The 16,603-nt window shown below is 39.2% G+C and carries 23 protein-coding genes; 15 read left to right on the forward strand and 8 right to left on the reverse strand.

Annotation, left to right across the window (positions count from 1 at the left end):
• Positions 1–8: 8 nt before the first annotated feature.
• From AC5WOC_RS14470 to AC5WOC_RS14510, 9 genes are all read left to right on the forward strand, one after another.
• Positions 9–476: a hypothetical protein gene (locus AC5WOC_RS14470; protein WP_496056115.1), complete on the forward strand. Its 468-nt coding sequence runs from the start codon at positions 9–11 to the stop codon at positions 474–476.
• Complete coding sequence (recD2, locus tag AC5WOC_RS14475) at positions 469–2,673, forward strand: SF1B family DNA helicase RecD2 (RefSeq protein ID WP_496056116.1); 2,205 nt, start codon at positions 469–471, stop codon at positions 2,671–2,673. The genes AC5WOC_RS14470 and recD2 overlap by 8 nt, the downstream gene beginning before the upstream one ends.
• A gap of 72 nt (positions 2,674–2,745) precedes the next feature.
• The gene (locus tag AC5WOC_RS14480; protein WP_496056117.1) at positions 2,746–3,249 is read left to right on the forward strand and encodes a PRC-barrel domain-containing protein; all 504 of its coding nucleotides are present in this window, start codon (positions 2,746–2,748) and stop codon (positions 3,247–3,249) included.
• A gap of 12 nt (positions 3,250–3,261) precedes the next feature.
• Positions 3,262–3,471 carry a YrzR-like zinc ribbon domain gene (locus tag AC5WOC_RS14485; protein ID WP_496056118.1) on the forward strand — a complete coding sequence of 70 codons (210 nt, stop codon included), beginning with the start codon at positions 3,262–3,264 and terminating at the stop codon, positions 3,469–3,471.
• A gap of 13 nt (positions 3,472–3,484) precedes the next feature.
• Complete coding sequence (locus AC5WOC_RS14490; RefSeq protein ID WP_496056119.1) at positions 3,485–3,655, forward strand: hypothetical protein; 171 nt, start codon at positions 3,485–3,487, stop codon at positions 3,653–3,655.
• A gap of 114 nt (positions 3,656–3,769) precedes the next feature.
• Positions 3,770–4,042 (forward strand): hypothetical protein, encoded by a 273-nt coding sequence (locus AC5WOC_RS14495; protein WP_496056120.1) that lies wholly within the window; start codon positions 3,770–3,772, stop codon positions 4,040–4,042.
• A gap of 95 nt (positions 4,043–4,137) precedes the next feature.
• On the forward strand, positions 4,138–4,869 hold the full coding sequence (locus AC5WOC_RS14500; protein ID WP_496056121.1) for a hypothetical protein: 732 nt from the start codon (positions 4,138–4,140) through the stop codon (positions 4,867–4,869).
• An 82-nt stretch (positions 4,870–4,951) separates the two neighbouring features.
• A complete protein-coding gene (locus tag AC5WOC_RS14505; RefSeq protein WP_496056122.1) occupies positions 4,952–5,311 on the forward strand; it encodes a hypothetical protein in 360 nt (119 codons plus the stop codon).
• Positions 5,312–5,448: 137 nt separating this feature from the next.
• A complete protein-coding gene (locus AC5WOC_RS14510) occupies positions 5,449–6,525 on the forward strand; it encodes an AI-2E family transporter (protein ID WP_496056123.1) in 1,077 nt (358 codons plus the stop codon).
• A gap of 34 nt (positions 6,526–6,559) precedes the next feature.
• Here the strand turns inward: AC5WOC_RS14510 and AC5WOC_RS14515 are convergent, their stop codons facing one another.
• The 5 genes from AC5WOC_RS14515 to AC5WOC_RS14535 form a co-directional block, all read right to left on the reverse strand.
• Positions 6,560–6,784, reverse strand: a complete 225-nt coding sequence (locus AC5WOC_RS14515) for a hypothetical protein (protein WP_496056124.1) — start codon at positions 6,782–6,784, stop codon at positions 6,560–6,562.
• A gap of 402 nt (positions 6,785–7,186) precedes the next feature.
• Positions 7,187–7,414: a hypothetical protein gene (locus AC5WOC_RS14520; RefSeq protein WP_496056125.1), complete on the reverse strand. Its 228-nt coding sequence runs from the start codon at positions 7,412–7,414 to the stop codon at positions 7,187–7,189.
• A 117-nt stretch (positions 7,415–7,531) separates the two neighbouring features.
• Entirely contained in the window at positions 7,532–7,759 is a 228-nt protein-coding gene (locus AC5WOC_RS14525) for a hypothetical protein (RefSeq protein WP_496056126.1), read from the reverse strand.
• A gap of 120 nt (positions 7,760–7,879) precedes the next feature.
• The gene (locus AC5WOC_RS14530; protein ID WP_496056127.1) at positions 7,880–8,110 is read right to left on the reverse strand and encodes a hypothetical protein; all 231 of its coding nucleotides are present in this window, start codon (positions 8,108–8,110) and stop codon (positions 7,880–7,882) included.
• Between the two features lie 245 nt (positions 8,111–8,355).
• Positions 8,356–8,583 (reverse strand): hypothetical protein, encoded by a 228-nt coding sequence (locus tag AC5WOC_RS14535; protein WP_496056128.1) that lies wholly within the window; start codon positions 8,581–8,583, stop codon positions 8,356–8,358.
• Positions 8,584–9,108: 525 nt separating this feature from the next.
• Here AC5WOC_RS14535 and AC5WOC_RS14540 point away from each other — a divergent pair.
• Positions 9,109–9,606 (forward strand): GNAT family N-acetyltransferase, encoded by a 498-nt coding sequence (locus tag AC5WOC_RS14540; protein ID WP_496056129.1) that lies wholly within the window; start codon positions 9,109–9,111, stop codon positions 9,604–9,606.
• 117 nt (positions 9,607–9,723) lie between these two features.
• On the opposite strand, the gene AC5WOC_RS14545 is transcribed toward AC5WOC_RS14540, so the two are convergent.
• The 3 genes from AC5WOC_RS14545 to AC5WOC_RS14555 all read right to left on the reverse strand — a co-directional run bounded on the left by AC5WOC_RS14545 (position 9,724) and on the right by AC5WOC_RS14555 (position 12,108).
• On the reverse strand, positions 9,724–10,092 hold the full coding sequence (locus AC5WOC_RS14545) for a DUF3592 domain-containing protein (RefSeq protein ID WP_496056130.1): 369 nt from the start codon (positions 10,090–10,092) through the stop codon (positions 9,724–9,726).
• A 222-nt stretch (positions 10,093–10,314) separates the two neighbouring features.
• A complete protein-coding gene (locus tag AC5WOC_RS14550; RefSeq protein ID WP_496056131.1) occupies positions 10,315–11,412 on the reverse strand; it encodes an acyltransferase family protein in 1,098 nt (365 codons plus the stop codon).
• Between the two features lie 102 nt (positions 11,413–11,514).
• Positions 11,515–12,108 carry a TetR/AcrR family transcriptional regulator gene (locus AC5WOC_RS14555; protein ID WP_496056132.1) on the reverse strand — a complete coding sequence of 198 codons (594 nt, stop codon included), beginning with the start codon at positions 12,106–12,108 and terminating at the stop codon, positions 11,515–11,517.
• A 407-nt stretch (positions 12,109–12,515) separates the two neighbouring features.
• On the opposite strand from AC5WOC_RS14555, the gene alaS reads away from it, so the two are divergent.
• The 5 genes from alaS to AC5WOC_RS14580 all read left to right on the forward strand — a co-directional run bounded on the left by alaS (position 12,516) and on the right by AC5WOC_RS14580 (position 16,512).
• Positions 12,516–15,149, forward strand: a complete 2,634-nt coding sequence (gene alaS / locus AC5WOC_RS14560; protein ID WP_496056133.1) for an alanine--tRNA ligase — start codon at positions 12,516–12,518, stop codon at positions 15,147–15,149.
• A gap of 59 nt (positions 15,150–15,208) precedes the next feature.
• Entirely contained in the window at positions 15,209–15,457 is a 249-nt protein-coding gene (locus AC5WOC_RS14565; RefSeq protein ID WP_496056134.1) for an IreB family regulatory phosphoprotein, read from the forward strand.
• 64 nt (positions 15,458–15,521) lie between these two features.
• Positions 15,522–15,947: a Holliday junction resolvase RuvX gene (ruvX, locus tag AC5WOC_RS14570; RefSeq protein ID WP_496056135.1), complete on the forward strand. Its 426-nt coding sequence runs from the start codon at positions 15,522–15,524 to the stop codon at positions 15,945–15,947.
• Entirely contained in the window at positions 15,947–16,228 is a 282-nt protein-coding gene (locus tag AC5WOC_RS14575) for a DUF1292 domain-containing protein (RefSeq protein ID WP_496056136.1), read from the forward strand. The genes ruvX and AC5WOC_RS14575 overlap by 1 nt, the downstream gene beginning before the upstream one ends.
• An 11-nt stretch (positions 16,229–16,239) precedes the next feature.
• Positions 16,240–16,512, forward strand: coding sequence for a DUF1292 domain-containing protein (locus tag AC5WOC_RS14580; protein WP_496056137.1), 273 nt, complete (start codon positions 16,240–16,242; stop codon positions 16,510–16,512).
• The last annotated feature ends 91 nt before the right edge of the window (positions 16,513–16,603 follow it).

Consider the following 16,603-nt stretch of genomic DNA (forward strand, 5'->3'; position numbering starts at 1 on the left):
CTGGGATTGTGGAAGATTGGGAGCAAGAGGTAGATAATATCAATTGGAAGACAATGCTTGCCGAAATCGATCAAGCATTGTTGGATAATTTAGCTGCCGAAATAGGCTTTCGTTCTTATGAACATCTAGAGAACGCATCAGGTCTAGTTGCTGAAGATTATCATATATGTCATCTTTCTGATAACCGTTGGGCTTATTGGAATCCACATACATATACCAGAGAAGATCCATTGTTTTTTGAAAACAAAGATACAGTGATTGATCATATTGCGAATATGTTTGGTTTAGAAGAGGAAAAAATAGAGCAGCTGCGAGTTGGAATGGAGCAAGTGTACCAATCCCATCATTGTTTATATTGCAACTATGAATTTTTGCCTATTACGACAGCAGAATGGGATACCAATAAATATTGTTCTGCGGAGTGTGCAATGGAATCTGTATTGCATGAAATGAAGGAAGCCTTTGTAGATGAGTAATTTTATCAAAGGAATGATAATGCAAGAAGTTTTTTTTGGTGAAGAGACAGGATATGGTGTCTATCGTCTAGAAGTGCAAGAGTCATCTTACCCTTCTATTTCTGACGAAATAACGATTGTCGGCAATTTTTTGCGTCCTGTTGCAGGAGAAACATATGCCTGTGAAGGGGAATGGAAAGATCATCCGCGTTTTGGAACACAATATGTCGTAAACAATATAAAAAAGGAATTACCTAAGACGGAACAAGCGATTATCAAATATTTGTCGAGTGGTTTATTTCATGGCATTGGGAAAAGAACTGCCGAAAAGATTGTTTCGGGTCTTGGGTCAGATGCTTTAACAATGATAGCGTCTAACCCAGAAGCTCTTTCCAAAGTACCTGGAGTTACACAAACACAAGCCAATACGATTATAAACAGTTTAGGGGAGCATCAAGCTTTGGAGGAAGCGATGGTCCTCTTATATGAATATGGGCTAGGAGCAGCACTTGCACTCAGAGTAATCCAACGATTTAAACAAGAGACGGTTAAGATTATCCGTGAAAATCCTTATTTATTAATTGAAGAAGTGGAAGGAATTGGCTTTTTTAAAGCGGATGAAATTGCAAAAGCACAAGGATTTTCCCCTCATGCTCCCGAAAGGTATCAAGCGGCTATTTTATATTCCCTGCAAGATGCTTCCAACGAAGGACATGTTTATTTAACAGAAGAAGAATTGCTTGTAAAAGCAAAAAGCTTATTGGGAGAAGTACAAGAAAACACATTAGAAGATGCATTAGGAAACTTGCTTGAAGACACAAAAATCATGAGGGAAGACGAACGAATTTACCTTGTGAGCTTGTTTTATGCAGAATTTAATATGGCTTTAAAATGTAAACATATGATGCAAGTTTCATTAGAAAAGACATTTCCCACAACTGATTTATACCAGGCCATTGGTGAATTAGAAGAGGAATTTGATGTACATTATGCGGACAGCCAGCGAGAAGCGATGATTACTGCTTTAACTTCCCCATTGATGATTTTAACCGGTGGTCCAGGCACTGGGAAAACGACAGTCATTCGTGGATTATGTCATTTATTTGCAAGGCTGCATGAACTCAATCTTGAGGTAGATGAAAAGAAAGGGGAAACACTTCCGATTCGGTTAGTGGCACCAACGGGCAGAGCAGCGAAACGAATGACTGAAACAACAGGGATACCAGCGATGACCATCCATCGTTTACTAGGATATCGCGGTGGCTTTTTTGAACATAATGCAGACAATCCAATTACTGGTTCTTTGTTAGTCGTTGATGAAACATCTATGTTGGATATTTGGTTAGCCAACCAGCTTTTTCGCGCCATCCCGCCGACGATGCAGGTTGTATTAGTAGGAGATGCGGATCAACTTCCATCGGTAGGTCCGGGGTTGGTACTTGAACATCTTCTAGAAGTCCCGCAAATCCCAAGAGTACAATTGACGGATATTTTTCGACAAGCAGAGGATTCATCCATTATTCAACTTGCACATGCTATTCGAAAAGGGGAATTGCCAGATAACTTATTGACACGTTTACCAGATCGTCGATTTTTTGTCTGTGATTCCGAGCAAGCGATTTCGGTAATTGAACAAACATATGAGAATGCCTTTCGAAAAGGCTATACTCTTTTTGATATACAGGTTTTAGCACCGATGTATAAAGGACAAGTTGGTGTGAACCGTATTAATGAAAAGATTCAATCGATTATCAATCCAAAACGTACCGGAATCAAGCAAATCGAATGGGGAGACACGATTTTTCGATTTGGAGACAAAGTATTACAGTTATCCAATCACCAAGACCATCCTGTTTATAATGGAGATATGGGTCTGATTTCAGCAATCAATGAAAATGCGAAACAAGATGATCCGATTTTATGGGTGCAGTTTGATCGCCAAGAAGTTCCATATAAACGAAACCAATTGGGACAATTATCTTTGGGTTATGCCTGTTCGGTACATAAAGCACAAGGTTCAGAATTTCCGATTGTCATTTTTCCATTTTTGCCCTCATACCATCGTATGCTCGCGAGAAATCTTATTTATACAGGGATTACCCGCAGTAAATCTTATTTAATTCTTTGCGGTGAAGTACGATCTTTGCGAAAAGGGGTCGAAACAACCGGTGAGGCACGCAATACTGTTCTAAAGGATTTAATTCTCGACGAATGGTAATGGAAAGACTTCCTTCGTATGGTTATATAGTTCTGGAGAAGACTAAGGATTAGCGGGAGGAGGTTGGACACCTTGCGCAAATCCCAGGAAGTGATAGGACTTACTGTTACCGCTAAGGAGTCAGGAAAACAGTTGGGTGCAGTAGTTGATCTCTTATTTAACGCAGATCAGCAATTTGTTGGGTGCATGCTAGAGCATTGTGGTTGGTGGCGGCATAGGCAGTTTCTCCCTGCCGAAAATATGCTCCAAACAGGAAAAGATGCAATAATGGTTGATAATGAAGCATCACTTGCACCATTTACTAAAAATGAGGAAGCGTATACATGCTTTCTCACAGGGGAGAAAAGTTTAAAAGGCAGACCTGTCATGCTCCCGAATGGTACTTTTCTCGGTCTCGTGCAAAATGTCTATTTTTCGGTCGAAATGGGAACATTGGTAGGGTATGAATTAACGAACGGACTTCTCACGGATATAAAAGAAGGCCGCAAATTATTTCAAGTAGAATGTCCAGTGGATTGGAATAAAGATATGCTCATTCCAAACACGGAATATGTGCTGAAAGAGGCACATCGATAAAGGGGAATACTCATGTTATTACGCTGCCCCAATTGCCATTCTCACGACCTGGGAAGGGTAGGCACAAACCAACTATATTGCTGGCACTGTTATATAGAGATGACCACAGACGGCAGGGAAATCCAAAATATTTACCAAGTCGAAGAAGATGGAAGTCTGACTTCCTTAAACGACTTATTTTTGGATCAACCGAGCAGTACTCCGGAAATTACAGCTTTGTAAGGGAGGACTCAGCATGAAAAGTCTATATCTACTCACTTTCATCGGTGCGATTATTACAGGTATTGCCTATTTCCGTATGGATGCACAAAGCATGCGAAAAATAAAGCGCAATTTGTTTGTAGGCAGCACCTTTTCACGCTTATTGGCAAAGCAGTTTTTACGTAAAATCGGTTTTGCACGATAGTAAGATAAAAAAGCCCCTAGTTAATGCTAGGGGCTTTTTTATAGCGAAAAACGGTTGTTTTTTGTATGATAGAAGAGTACTGAGAGCCAGTACTTTCTTCCGGTTGGAGCAATGATGGACTTTCCTTATCGCGGTACTGTGATCAAAAATCTTCCTGATAATGCTTTTGAACAGTTGGGTATCCATTGGGAAGAAGGTGGAGATTATTATCTCATTGAGTTTTATGAAGATGACTCAATCTTCCTTTGTTTTCGTTTTAAGGAACCCCCTGTTAAAACTCGTTCAGGGAAAGGTGTTTGCAGCGTAAGTATCTTTAAGAAAAACGGTGAGAAGAATTCTGGTACTCATCCTATTCCAGGCTCCAAGGTAAAGGTCTATATTCCATAAGGAAGTCTGGCTGCAGGAAGTTTCTTGCAGCCAGATATGGTTTTAAAGTGCAATTCATTTAACCGAATTTTATAATTATAAGAGGAGAATACATATTGAAATTACATATCCCTCAATTTGTGTTTGCAGGAACAACAGATGCGAAAGAAAAAGATGAAACCGTTAAATTTGGAGGATTGCCAGTTGGGATTCCAGCAGAGCTGTGGCCCGTTTGTGCCGAATGCGAAGCTCCCATGACGTTTTTATTTCAAATGAAACACCATCCCGAGCGTTTGCCTTTGGGTAAAGAAGGAAGAATTTTATATCTCTTTCAATGTGAAGGGGAAGAAGGCTGCAGTTCATGGGATGCCGAGTCCGGTTGCAACAAAGTATTGATTTTAGAGCCGGAACAATACAGCGGAACTCCAATAGCTGAAGTCCCTGATGAGGACACGATGTTGCTGCCAGACATCGCAGTTTCAAATTGGTTGAGTAGAGAACAGGAACAAGAAGAAAAAGCGTGGACGCACTTTGGCGGGTCTCCTATTTGGATTCAATCAGAGGAAGATTTGGGAGAACAATATGGTTTTGCAGTGCAAATTGATCAGGGTTTTCAAGTAAAAACAACAAATTTGTCCATACTGCCAATCGGAGAAACATCCGAATATGAAGGCAAAAAATCGTATCAACTCAAAGTAGGGGAAGATGATTTCGTCTGGATCTCTGAAACGGGAGCAAAGGAGTACTTTTGTCCATTTGCTAACTTTGGTGACAGTGGTGCGGGATATGTATTTGTGAATCCAGATGAGAAACAGCCATCAGGTAAATTTATTTGGCAATGTTATTAAGTATATTGTGGCTATTTATAAAATAAATTATATCCGATATACTGAAACAGTCAAAACTTGGTTTCTCACTCTGGAGGACAAAATGCAGGTGGATGTCTGTATTATGCCCGACGAATGCAATAAGTTTGCTATTGTTTTTGGATCAAGCAGTTCCATTTACTATATCAGCGGTGTAGATTTTGATCCAATCAAATTGCAGTTTACTCGAAAGCAGGGTCAAACCATCAAGATGTGGGCATCATGGACAACATCTCGAATTGGTCTTGAATTTGTTGAAACTGCTCACACTATTTCTATTCTGTCAAAGGGAAGCATGAAATGTTCCATTTTTCAGAAGGCAATTCCGCCGATTGCCATGTGTGATGCAGATGAGCTGGTGTTCGATAGCAAAAAAGTAGCAGCAGAGTCCTTCACCCGTGATCGAATGGACATGAGGTATTGAGGCGAGAAACTAAGACTGGTGGGAAGTACCAAGAGTTGCTTCCCGCCACCAATATCATAATTTTATAAACCAAAACCGACTTTTGGACATAATCTGGGCTCGTTTATCGTATCCTAACACCAACGGGGTGAACGGATATGGAGAAACTTTTGCAGTCTCGATTCTTTCAATTGTCGGTTTTTTTATTTGTTTTACTGGGGTGTGTTTATTTACTTATCCAATTGGGGTCGATTTTCCATCACATCGGTTTCTTTTTAAAGGCAGTTTGTGTGCCTTTTTTTCTCGCAGTGTTCATTGCTTATTTGTTAAATCCGATCGTCAATGTATTAGCTCGTCGAAAAGTCCCTCGTTTTATGGCAATTTTACTGATCTATGCTATTTTCATTGCGTCTGTGGTGGTGTTGTTTATGAATTTATTTCCTATTTTAGAAAAACAAGTATATCAGCTGATGTACAATTTGCCAAAATGGAATAACCAATTCAATACATTATGGATTCATTATCATGATCATAGTGAAGATGTATTGCCGCATAACTTACATATCAAATTAGAGCAGATGGTTGCAGGAATAGAAAGGAAATTCAGTGATTGGATTGCAGGCTTGATGGGGAGTTTAGGCAGTCTCTTGAATCAGCTATTTTTGTTGTTGATTATTCCGTTTTTGTCTTTTTATATGTTAAAAGACATTGACCGCATCGAAAGCTTTTTTTTGACGATGCTGCCAAAAAATCGCCGTGGGGAAATCGCCAGGCTTTTTCGGAGCATCGATATGGTCTTGGGAAATTATTTGCGTGGACAAGTGATTGTTTGTTTTATTATTGGTATTCTCGCGTTTATTGGATATAAAATAATCGGTTTGCCATATGCGTTTTTATTTGCTTTTTTTGTGGCGATATTTAACGTTATCCCATATGTAGGGCCATTTTTTGGAGCGATTCCTGCGATACTTATCGCCTGTACGATTTCATTTAAGCTGGTAATTGGTACAGTCATTGTAAATATGGTTGTACAATTGTTAGAAGGAAATGTGATTTCACCGCAAATCGTGGGGAGATCGTTGCATCTCCATCCATTGTCGATCATTTTTGCGCTGTTGGTAGGGGAAGAAATAGCAGGGGTTTGGGGATTATTACTTGCTGTTCCAACACTTGCAGTGGGAAAAGTCGTGTTTGAATTTGTGGTTACTTCTTATTTGGATCATCGGACGGATTAAATACTGGCGGCGGGGAACCAGTCCCCGCCGTTTCTCACTTGGTGATCTTTCCCATCTCTTTCAGGGCATCGTGAATGGTGTACACGATATCACTGTTTGCGAAGACTACCGCGACCTTTGTTTTCGGCGTGTCCCAGAGTTCTTCAACTTGTTTTTTCAGTTCTTCATTGTCCTTGAATGGAGACTTCCGAAGCAAGTCGTCTCGCTCGGATTCCGAGAGCTGGGTAAAGACGTCAAGAGTCATATCCACGAGAGTCATAAGATTACTCCTAGTGAGAAGAAGACATTACATTTATTATAACATTGCGAGCGAGAAAACCCACGGTTTCAATCGTGGGATGAAAGCGAGCGTTGAACGAGGGTAAGGAATTTTCCTTCACTAGTTCAACCTTTGGAAAAAAGCAAGGTTACAAACAAACATTCCCATGGTAATATATGTATAGTCGTGACAGACGAAAACCAAGTTTGCTCGCGGCAAGAAGAAATCAACAAACATAAACCGTGGGGGCACGGGGTTAGCTTGGTAATGAAATAGTCATGAGGCTATAGTCCCAAGAATCCAACGGCTTTAGCCGTATGGAGTTGTCAAAATACTACATCTCTATAAAGAGTTTGTATTTTTTGGTGGATGGACGCAGTATAACACGTCCATCCATGTTTTCTAATTGATCCCCAAAGCCTTTTCAATCGCCATGAGGAGTGCAATTTTTCCAGCCTGTGGCATCGCTTCATACATCAGATGAAGCAGGTTAAGAGCCTCGGTCTTATCTTTCTGTCCCTCTTGCCAAATGGTATGCAGGTGATCATTGCTAGGAAACGCTTTTTTTACCTGCTTCTCTGACAGTGAGAAAAACCTTGGGAAGAGGATGAGTTCTTTTGGCTCAGACATGTTTCCTCCAATTTTCTCTATTAGGAAGGATAGCTATCATAGTTATTTTATAGCAAATAGTCTGATTTGTCTTTTATTAAATTTGTGGGCGGATTCGTCCTAAGCTCATTGAATCTTCTATTGTCCCATCTGGTGAATTTTCTGTTTAATGATTTTTAAGACTTTGGGATCTGCCTCAAGTCCCCACTTGAATAGTTTTTCGAGCATTATATCCCTCATACTTGAAGCAGTGTGATAAGTAACCCAAATTGCTACCAGTTCATTGGAGCCAAGTTGGTAAACTTCTTCTTCGTTGAGACAAAAGAACCGAACTGCATCTTTGACTGCGAATCCTCTGAACGCCATTTCATCTCCAAATGTTTCTAGTGAGAAGGATCTACTGTTTTTATTTTATAGGAAATAATCTGATATGTCTTTAATCGAAATTTCGGGCGGATGCATATTGCATCCGCCCTTGTACAAACCTTACACAATGAGTGTATTGAGGCTTGTTTTCATCAGCGAGATGATCAACTCAGGCATATCCTTAGCCCAGTTGTTCAACTGCTGCTGGGCAGATTTCCTCTGCCTAGGATTCTGCCCGTCAGTCCAGATTTGGATGAGTTGAGGATAGTCCCCTACAATGATACTAGGAAAGTCTGCTTCCCTCATGCCGAAGAACTTATCCGCTTCCTTCTGGGTAAACTGAATACTCATTTTTCCTCCATTTTTTATCTAAGGAAGGAGTGATTGCACTTTTAGTATAGTTGAAAGAGGAAGATTATAATAGATCATAATATTATAAAATTTCCTAAAGGGCTTTATTTTTCCATCACTTATCTTGATTTTTGTGTATGGAAGAAATGGTAAAATTCATTATATGAAAAGTAGTATGACTTTCCGCTGTCCATTACATTGGTGGACGGATGCATTGCACCCGCCCTAGTGTCTCTAATCTATTTCTAGTGCCCCATCTGATGAATTTTCTGTCGAATGATTTCTAGGACGCTGGGATCTGCATTACGTCCCCACTGGTACAGATCATAGATTACATTAAGCCTCTGAGCTGTAGCAGCAAGATAATCAACCCAAAATAGTGTCAGTTCATGATAACCAAGTTGGCGGACTTCATCTTCGGTGAGAGAAAAGAACCGATTTATATCTTCGGATGTAAATCCTTTGGCGGCCACTTCTTCTCCAATCGTCTCTATTAAGAAGGGAATCTAACAAACTTATTTTATAGCAAATAGTCTGATATGTGTTTTGTTTTGAACATAAAATGTGGGCGGATACATATATCCGCCTTTTCATGTCGATACAGATAAGGAAATAGTTTGACAACTCCATACGGCTAAAGCCGTTGGATTCTTGGGACGATAGCCTCATGACTAATTCATTACCAAGCTAACCCCGTGCGCCCCACGGTTTATGTTTGTTGATTTCTTCTTTGCCGCGAGCAAACTTGGTTTTCGTCTGTCACGACTATACAAATATTACCATGGGAATATTTGTTTGTAAACTTGCTTTTTTCCAAAGGTTGAACTAGTGAAGGAAAATTCCTTACCTTCGTTCAACGCTCGCTTTCATCCCACGATTTAAACCGTGGGTTTTCTCGCTCGCAATGTTATAACAATTAACAATAGATGCTCTTATGAAATCAAGTGAATAAAACAGTTATAATAAATGATAATAGTCTACAGAAAAGGTGTGAAAATATGTCCGCTTTTATAAAAAGAGATGCCACTATCGAAGATTTGCCAAAAATTGTTGAAATCTATAACAGCACAATTGCAGGGAGGATGGTAACCGCTGATTTGGAACCCGTCACTGTAGAAAGCAGATTGAATTGGTTTCACCAGCATCATCCCAAATCTCGTCCATTATGGGTGTTTACCAAAAATGATGATATCGCTGGATGGTTAAGTTTTGAAAATTTCCATTCGCGGATTGCCTATCAGAAGACAGCAGAGCTGAGTATTTATCTCGATGAGAACTTTCGCGGTCAAGGATTGGGAAAATACATATTAGAGGAAGCAATAAAAGCTGCACCGCAAATTGGTGTGGAAACGCTCGTAGGACGAATTTTTGGACATAATATCCCAAGTTTGAAGCTTTTCAATAAGTTTGCTTTTGAAAAGTGGGGACATTTGCCCCAAGTTGCAGAGTTAGATGGGGTAAAACGAGATTTGATTATTATGGGAAGGCATATATAGCAATCAATCTCATCAAGTAAGCATTCTCTATAATATATATCGCTGTCACAATGTGGAAATGGTGACATTATTCTGATTAGGGTTTTCATTGACTAACAAGGTGTAATACAAAGACTCTTAAAAATAAATGAATATAGAAGCAGCTAATAATATTATAGCTATAATAACAAGCAACCATAGGATTCCAGACACATACCCTAATCGATCCGCTGCGGATTGCAACCGGAAATTTTTTGGATTATTGGGATGGTAGTAGACAATAAGTTGTTGATTTGGTGTATCCAGAGTGGGCTGCTTACCATAGTAGGAACAGCGATGTTTTTCTCCATTTAAGGTTGTGAACTCAATGAGTTTTGGTGTAACAGTATGATCAATAAGCGTACCTTTTGTAAACTGAGCTAATTTGTAAAATTCTTGTTCTTTCTTATATTGTTTTTTTCCAACAAGGATCATTATTATAGTAAATAATAAGACAATTATCAACATTCAATCGAACATCCTTTTTTATTTTAATTATAGCAAATATTCTAGAATAGTTATTTTGTTGGTTTATGTTTTTTTTTGAACACTGCTTTCCATTGTTTTCAATGTGCTAATTTAGGTAGTAAGTAAAATGAAAAGACGAAGAATTTATGATTATCGAAATAAAACAATATCTAGAAATAGATGTGGAGAACAGATGAGGGAAAACTTAATATGTTTTCCCTTTTAGAGTAATCGTCTGGCATAAGGGATCTTGACGATCAATATTGCAAATAGAAAGGAAATAATGGTACCTGCTGTCCCTACAAATAAAAATTTAAGAAATGGTGTAATTGGCACATTGATAAGGAGTAATGTGATTGATACTAAAATAACTGGATGAATAATATAAACGGTAAATGCACTTTTTGTCAGCTTACGCCATAAAGTATTTGTGTCGTTTGCATATTTTTTGAACAATCCGAGTATCCCCAAACATATCCCAAAAGCAATAACAGACTCCCATAGCGCATAGATACATGCAGAGAGATTGAATCCCCCGGTTATGTTCCCATGCAAAAAGAGCATAGTTAACGGGAATAGGGGGGCAACAACGACAAAGGTCCAGACCCATCTCCTTGTTGTTGTTCGAGGTATTGATGCTAACCAGCTTTTCCTCCCGGCAACAATTCCGATGAGAAAGAAAAAGAGATAGGATGGCAAATAAGCAACTTGCAAGCCAAAGAACCAAAAACCAACCGGAAAAACAAGTCTGACGAGAAATGTGACAACTCCAAGTAATAATGCAGTTAATAAGAGCTTGCTAAAAGCAGGGAAAGGCTTTTCTATCTGGGAAGGGCGTTTTTTTACGATTAATCGATAGACAACAAATAGAAGAGTAAATAATAGCAATACTTCTGCAAACCAAAGCGGCCCAGTTTCTATGCTGTTTCCTGTCATTATTTCTGTTTTATAAAAAGCCCAGAAGCTGTGATTGGTTTGAGAAGCGATATATTGCACAATAGGACTGAGGATAAATAAATAGAATAAAAATGGTACTCCCAAACGCAAAAATCTGTCCAATAGAAACTGCCCAGGTGTCTTGCGATCAAAAGAGATGGGAGTAAAATAACCAGATAAAAAGAAGAAAAAACCCATAAAGAAAGCTTGATTTATGGAGACAAAAATTTCGAGTAAGTTGGAAGTGACAGTTGGTTTGCTTCCTGTATCATATACATACCAGACGCCGTCGATGTGCGTATAAGGCAAAGCAGAATGATGAAACAGGACTAAAATAGTAAGAAAAACACGAATGTGATCCAAATAATAAACACGATTTTTCATAAGCCGACTCTACTCCTTTTAAAATAACTGTTCTTTTTATTTATCACATATGTGATAAATAAAGTCAAGAAAAAAGCACGATCAAGTGTGGTTTCAAAAAAATCATTTACAAAGCGATTGTAGGTGTACATAGAGTGTTTCTTTGATGAGTTTTTTTGACTGCTTCGAAGCATCGATACTCCAATAAGTAGATAAACCGATTACCAATGCATGCAAGCGTGTTATTTCTATTGCCATATTAATCTGATCTTTTAAATAGCCCCCTTGTTTTAGAAGTTCTAAATAAGTTTTTTGCATGTACTGCATATATTTGAAGATAGCCACAGAAATATCTTTGAGATTGGGATGCTTTCTGGTGTATTCAATAATGGAATACCAGACAACCATATCTCTATCCCCTGTTTCTTCTAACGGAAGTATCTCAGAAACTAACTGATGAAGGATTTTGTCGCAGGGGAGGGATAGATCAATATGAGATAAAATGTGGTGATGCACATTTTCACCAGCAGAACGAATGCAATATCGTAACAGTTCTTCCTGGGTAGGGAAATAGTGCCGAATAGACCCAGTTGTTATATTCATCTCTTCTGCTACTTTTCGAAAAGAGACTTCTTCTATTCCTTTCTTGGTTATGAGATCCCAAACTGCATGTTTGATATCTTTTTTTCGTTGTTCGTGATTTACTATCTTTGGCAAAACAATCACCTTTTCTTCTCAAAGCTCATTATCTTTATTGTAGGTGTATCCAGTAGACAAAACAAATTATTTTGCTTTGTTTGTCAGAGAGTTGAGTTTTTTTGCAGTTATTGTGTATAATAAGTGAATGAAATTTATATTGTGATACGTACAGAACCAAGCTCTATAAACTGCTGAAAGAGAGGAAGACCCATGGCTGAAAGGTTTTCTGAGTAATAGGTATAGAGGTAGCCAGTTCTATCATGTAGCAGCTAATCCCTGCCGGCGCAGCCGTTATCGATACAAGAAGTGACTACGAAAGTAGTAATTAGGGTGGTACCACGGGCTTGCTCGTCCCTTGTTTTAGGGATGAGTGGGCTTTTTTTGTTGATAAAGGTTAGCTGGCAAGCAAAATGGAGGGGTAAAAAGTGAAAGCAAATGAAATACGCCGCAAGTTTTTGGATTTCTTTGTAGAAAAAGGACATCAGATTGAACCGAGTGCTTCCCTTGTTCCTGTTGATGATCCAAGTCTATTATGGATTAACTCTGGTGTTGCAACATTAAAAAAGTATTTTGACGGTCGATTGGTTCCTGAAAATCCGAGGATTGTAAATGCACAAAAATCCATTCGTACGAATGATATTGAGAACGTAGGTTATACTGCTAGACACCATACATTTTTTGAAATGCTTGGAAATTTTTCCATCGGGGAGTATTTTAAAAAAGAAGCGATTGCTTGGGCATGGGAGTTTTTGACTGATTCAAAGTGGATGGGAATGGATCCGGAAAAACTTTATGTGACTATTCACCCAGAAGATGAGGAAGCATATCAAATTTGGCATGAAGATATTGGTCTGTCTGGTGATCGCATTGTAAAACTAAAAGAAAACTTTTGGGATATTGGTGAAGGTCCGAGTGGTCCTAACTCTGAAATCTTTTATGATCGCGGAGATGCATATGGTGATTTACGGGACCCTGAATGTTATCCTGGAGGAGAAAATGCACGGTATCTAGAAATTTGGAACTTGGTATTTTCACAATATAACCATAACCCTGATGGTTCGTATACACCTCTTCCTAATAAAAATATAGATACAGGCATGGGTTTGGAACGTATGGCATCTGTCATGCAGGATGTGCCTACCAATTATGATACGGAATTATTTCAACCAACCATTCAAGCAGTCTGCAAACAAGCAGGTGTTACTTATGGCCAGTCTGAAGAAGTAGACATTGCGCTGAAAGTAATTGCGGAACATGCCCGCACAGTCGTTTTTGCGATCGCAGACGGAGTGCTGCCATCGAATGAGGGTCGTGGATATGTCCTTCGGCGGCTGTTGCGTCGTGCTGTTCGTTATGGTCGCAAATTGGGTTTAAAGCGTCCTTTTCTTAACGATTTAACCAGTGTGGTCGCAGAAATTATGAAAGACTTTTATCCAGAGCCATATGAACAACAAGCATTTATTCAAAAAGTAATTCGCAATGAAGAAGAACGATTTTTGGAGACATTATCAGACGGTCTTCGTATATTAGAAGAAATCGTTGTTCAAGCGAAAAAAGAAAATCGTGAGACATTAACTGGTACAGAGTCATTTAAACTATACGATACATATGGTTTCCCCATCGATCTAACGGAAGATTTTGCACGAGAGCAGGGGCTCCATGTAGATCGTGAAGCATTTGAAGAACAAATGCAAGTGCAAAGAGATCGTGCACGTGCCGCAAGATCAGATGAAAATAGTATGCAAGTTCAGGGTGGAGCAATAGCTGATCTAGAAGTTGATACTGTCTTCGTAGGGTATGAACATCCATCTAAGTTCACTTCTGTTGTTGCTATCATCAAAGACGGAGAAGAAGTAGACAGTTTGACTGAAAGTGATCAGGCAATTGTCGTCTTGCAAGAAAATCCTTTTTATGCCGAAAGTGGCGGACAAGTAGCAGACAAAGGATTTATTACTTCTGAAAATGCAAAAGTAGAGGTAGTGGATGTACAAAAGGGCCCGCATGAAGAGCATCTTTTATCTGTGAAAGTACAAAAAGGAATTTTGCGAGCAGGTGAGGCAGTAAATGCTGAAATTGCAGTCGATCTGCGTCAAGCGACCGTAAAAAATCATACAGCAACTCATTTGCTGCACAAAGCATTAAAAGAAGTGCTTGGCAATCATGTAAATCAAGCAGGATCATTGGTCGCACCTGATCGGTTACGTTTTGATTTCTCCCATATCGCAGCAATGACACAAGAAGAAATTTGGCAAGTAGAACAAAAAGTGAATGAGCAAATTTGGCTGCACATCCCTGTCATTACGACTGTCCGTCCTTTGGAAGAAGCAAAGGCGATGGGTGCAATGGCTCTTTTTGGGGAAAAATACAAAGCGGATGTCCGTGTTGTTCAAGTTGGAGATTACAGCTTGGAATTATGCGGTGGAACCCATGTGGAAAATACAAGTGAAATTGGGTTGTTCAAAATTTTAAGTGAGAGTGGAATCGGCTCAGGTGTGAGGCGGATTGAGGCAGCGACAAGTAAGCGGGCATATGAATTTTTGGAGCAGCAGTTTCTGTTGTTAAAAGAAAGCGCAAGCCTCTTAAAATCAAAACCAAATGATGTTCCAACTAGAATTGAGCATTTGCAAGAAAATGTCAAAGAATTGACGAAAGCCAATGAGTCCTTGTTGGCAAAACAGAATCAATCTGCTGCAAATGAATTACAAAATCAGTGGATGGAAGTAGATGGAGTACCAGTTTTAGCTGCGAAAGTAGAAGCTCCTGATGTTGACAGTTTACGTAAATTAATGGATGATTTAAAAGCGAATAAAGATGGTATTATTGTACTTGGAGCCGTCCAAGATCAGAAAGTAAATTTCATTGCATCTATTTCAGCAAATTATGTTCAAAAAGGCTTCCATGCGGGTAAATTAATAAAAGAGGTTGCTGCTGTGACTGGTGGAGGTGGCGGAGGACGTCCCAATATGGCACAAGCTGGTGGAAAGCAACCGGAAAAATTGCAAGAGGCATTAGAACAAGTAAAAGTTTGGGTCACAGAAAAAAAGGACATTCTAGCTTAAGAACGAAAAGGTAAGTAACTGCTGATTCATACACAAAAAAGAAGGAGCTGAGATGATCCGTGGATGAAACGAGAAAGTTTCAGTTTCAACTGGGAAATAAGTCAAGTGTAAAGCAGATATTGACACTTGTTTATCATTCTCTCGAGGAGAAAGGGTACAATCCTATCAACCAAATAGTCGGTTATTTGATATCTGGAGATCCTGCATATATTCCCAGACATAATCAGGCTAGAGCATTAATTAAAAGCGTAGATAGAGATGATATCATTGAAGAGTTGGTAAAATCATATCTGAATCCAGATGAGTAAGTGACTTTCTTAGTTACAACAAGTGTGTTATCCTATTTCGATAGCTTGGTAGAGAGGAACCATTGTGACAGATCGAATTTTAGCGTTAGATATGGGTGACAGGCGTATAGGGATTGCTGTCAGTGATCTGCTTGGATTTACAGCGCAAGGGTTAGAAGTGATAGACAAGAAACAAACTCCTAATTGGCTGGATCGGCTTGACACCCTTATCCAACAATATGAAGTGAAAAAAATAGTTATCGGTTTTCCGCGTAATATGGATGGTTCGATTGGTCCAAAAGGCGAAGCGAGTAAAAAAGTTGCAGAATTACTTACGGAGCGGTACGCTCTTCCTGTATCTTTGTGGGATGAGCGACTCTCTACTGCAGCAGCACAGCGCTCGTTAATCAAAGCCGATATGAGCAGAAAGAAAAGAAAACAAGTAGTGGATCAAGTAGCCGCATCATGGATATTACAGGGCTATTTAGATGCAAATAGGAGGTCAACATAATGGCAGATCAAGAACAAGAAGTAGAAATCATTACGATATCACAAGAAGACGGAGCAGAAGAAGACTTCGAAGTAGTGACCTATTTTGAGCATCCTGAGACTGGTGTTAAATATGTATTTCTCGTGTCTGTTTTAGAAGCAGAAGAAGAAGAGCAAGATATTTATCCATTTCGCTATGCTGAAAATGGAGACGATTTAGTACTTGCCCCTGTAGAAGATGATGAAGAATGGGAAATGCTAGAAGAAGTACTACATTCCTTAATGGAATCAGAACAAATTTAAGGAGAAGACTGATGAGAGAAGTGACTCATTTACGAGATAAGTTAGAAGATGGTGTGTCTTATTCACATGCTACCTCCACGGGAGAGGAGATCTTGCGTGTTCTTCATGAACTAGAAGTAAATGGTAATCACTACGCTCTCATGCAAGGGATGCAGCACGGGATCGGCGAAGCATACCTTTATGAAGTGTTAAAAGATGGGCAGATCGGGGAAATTGACTCGATGGATGAATGGGAAAGTGTGATCGATGCTGTTCATTTCCATCTGAATACTTACTATGATTGACAAATAACGAGGAATATTCCTCGTTATTTTTATTTTTAAGTATGTTAACATAGTAACTGGCACTTTATTCAACTCCATCCTGGGTACACAA

This window comes from Shimazuella sp. NTD247 (assembly GCF_059510415.1).

Coding starts and splice junctions, on each gene's coding strand:
- recD2 (WP_496056116.1), top strand. CDS start 469: ATGAGTAATTTTATCAAAGGAATGATAATGCAAGAAGTTTTTTTTGGT.
- AC5WOC_RS14485 (WP_496056118.1), top strand. CDS start 3,262: ATGTTATTACGCTGCCCCAATTGCCATTCTCACGACCTGGGAAGGGTA.
- AC5WOC_RS14490 (WP_496056119.1), top strand. CDS start 3,485: ATGAAAAGTCTATATCTACTCACTTTCATCGGTGCGATTATTACAGGT.
- AC5WOC_RS14495 (WP_496056120.1), top strand. CDS start 3,770: ATGGACTTTCCTTATCGCGGTACTGTGATCAAAAATCTTCCTGATAAT.
- AC5WOC_RS14505 (WP_496056122.1), top strand. CDS start 4,952: ATGCAGGTGGATGTCTGTATTATGCCCGACGAATGCAATAAGTTTGCT.
- AC5WOC_RS14510 (WP_496056123.1), top strand. CDS start 5,449: ATGGAGAAACTTTTGCAGTCTCGATTCTTTCAATTGTCGGTTTTTTTA.
- AC5WOC_RS14515 (WP_496056124.1), bottom strand. CDS start 6,784: ATGACTCTCGTGGATATGACTCTTGACGTCTTTACCCAGCTCTCGGAA.
- AC5WOC_RS14520 (WP_496056125.1), bottom strand. CDS start 7,414: ATGTCTGAGCCAAAAGAACTCATCCTCTTCCCAAGGTTTTTCTCACTG.
- AC5WOC_RS14525 (WP_496056126.1), bottom strand. CDS start 7,759: ATGGCGTTCAGAGGATTCGCAGTCAAAGATGCAGTTCGGTTCTTTTGT.
- AC5WOC_RS14530 (WP_496056127.1), bottom strand. CDS start 8,110: ATGAGTATTCAGTTTACCCAGAAGGAAGCGGATAAGTTCTTCGGCATG.
- AC5WOC_RS14540 (WP_496056129.1), top strand. CDS start 9,109: ATGTCCGCTTTTATAAAAAGAGATGCCACTATCGAAGATTTGCCAAAA.
- AC5WOC_RS14545 (WP_496056130.1), bottom strand. CDS start 10,092: ATGTTGATAATTGTCTTATTATTTACTATAATAATGATCCTTGTTGGA.
- AC5WOC_RS14550 (WP_496056131.1), bottom strand. CDS start 11,412: ATGAAAAATCGTGTTTATTATTTGGATCACATTCGTGTTTTTCTTACT.
- AC5WOC_RS14575 (WP_496056136.1), top strand. CDS start 15,947: ATGGCAGATCAAGAACAAGAAGTAGAAATCATTACGATATCACAAGAA.
- AC5WOC_RS14580 (WP_496056137.1), top strand. CDS start 16,240: ATGAGAGAAGTGACTCATTTACGAGATAAGTTAGAAGATGGTGTGTCT.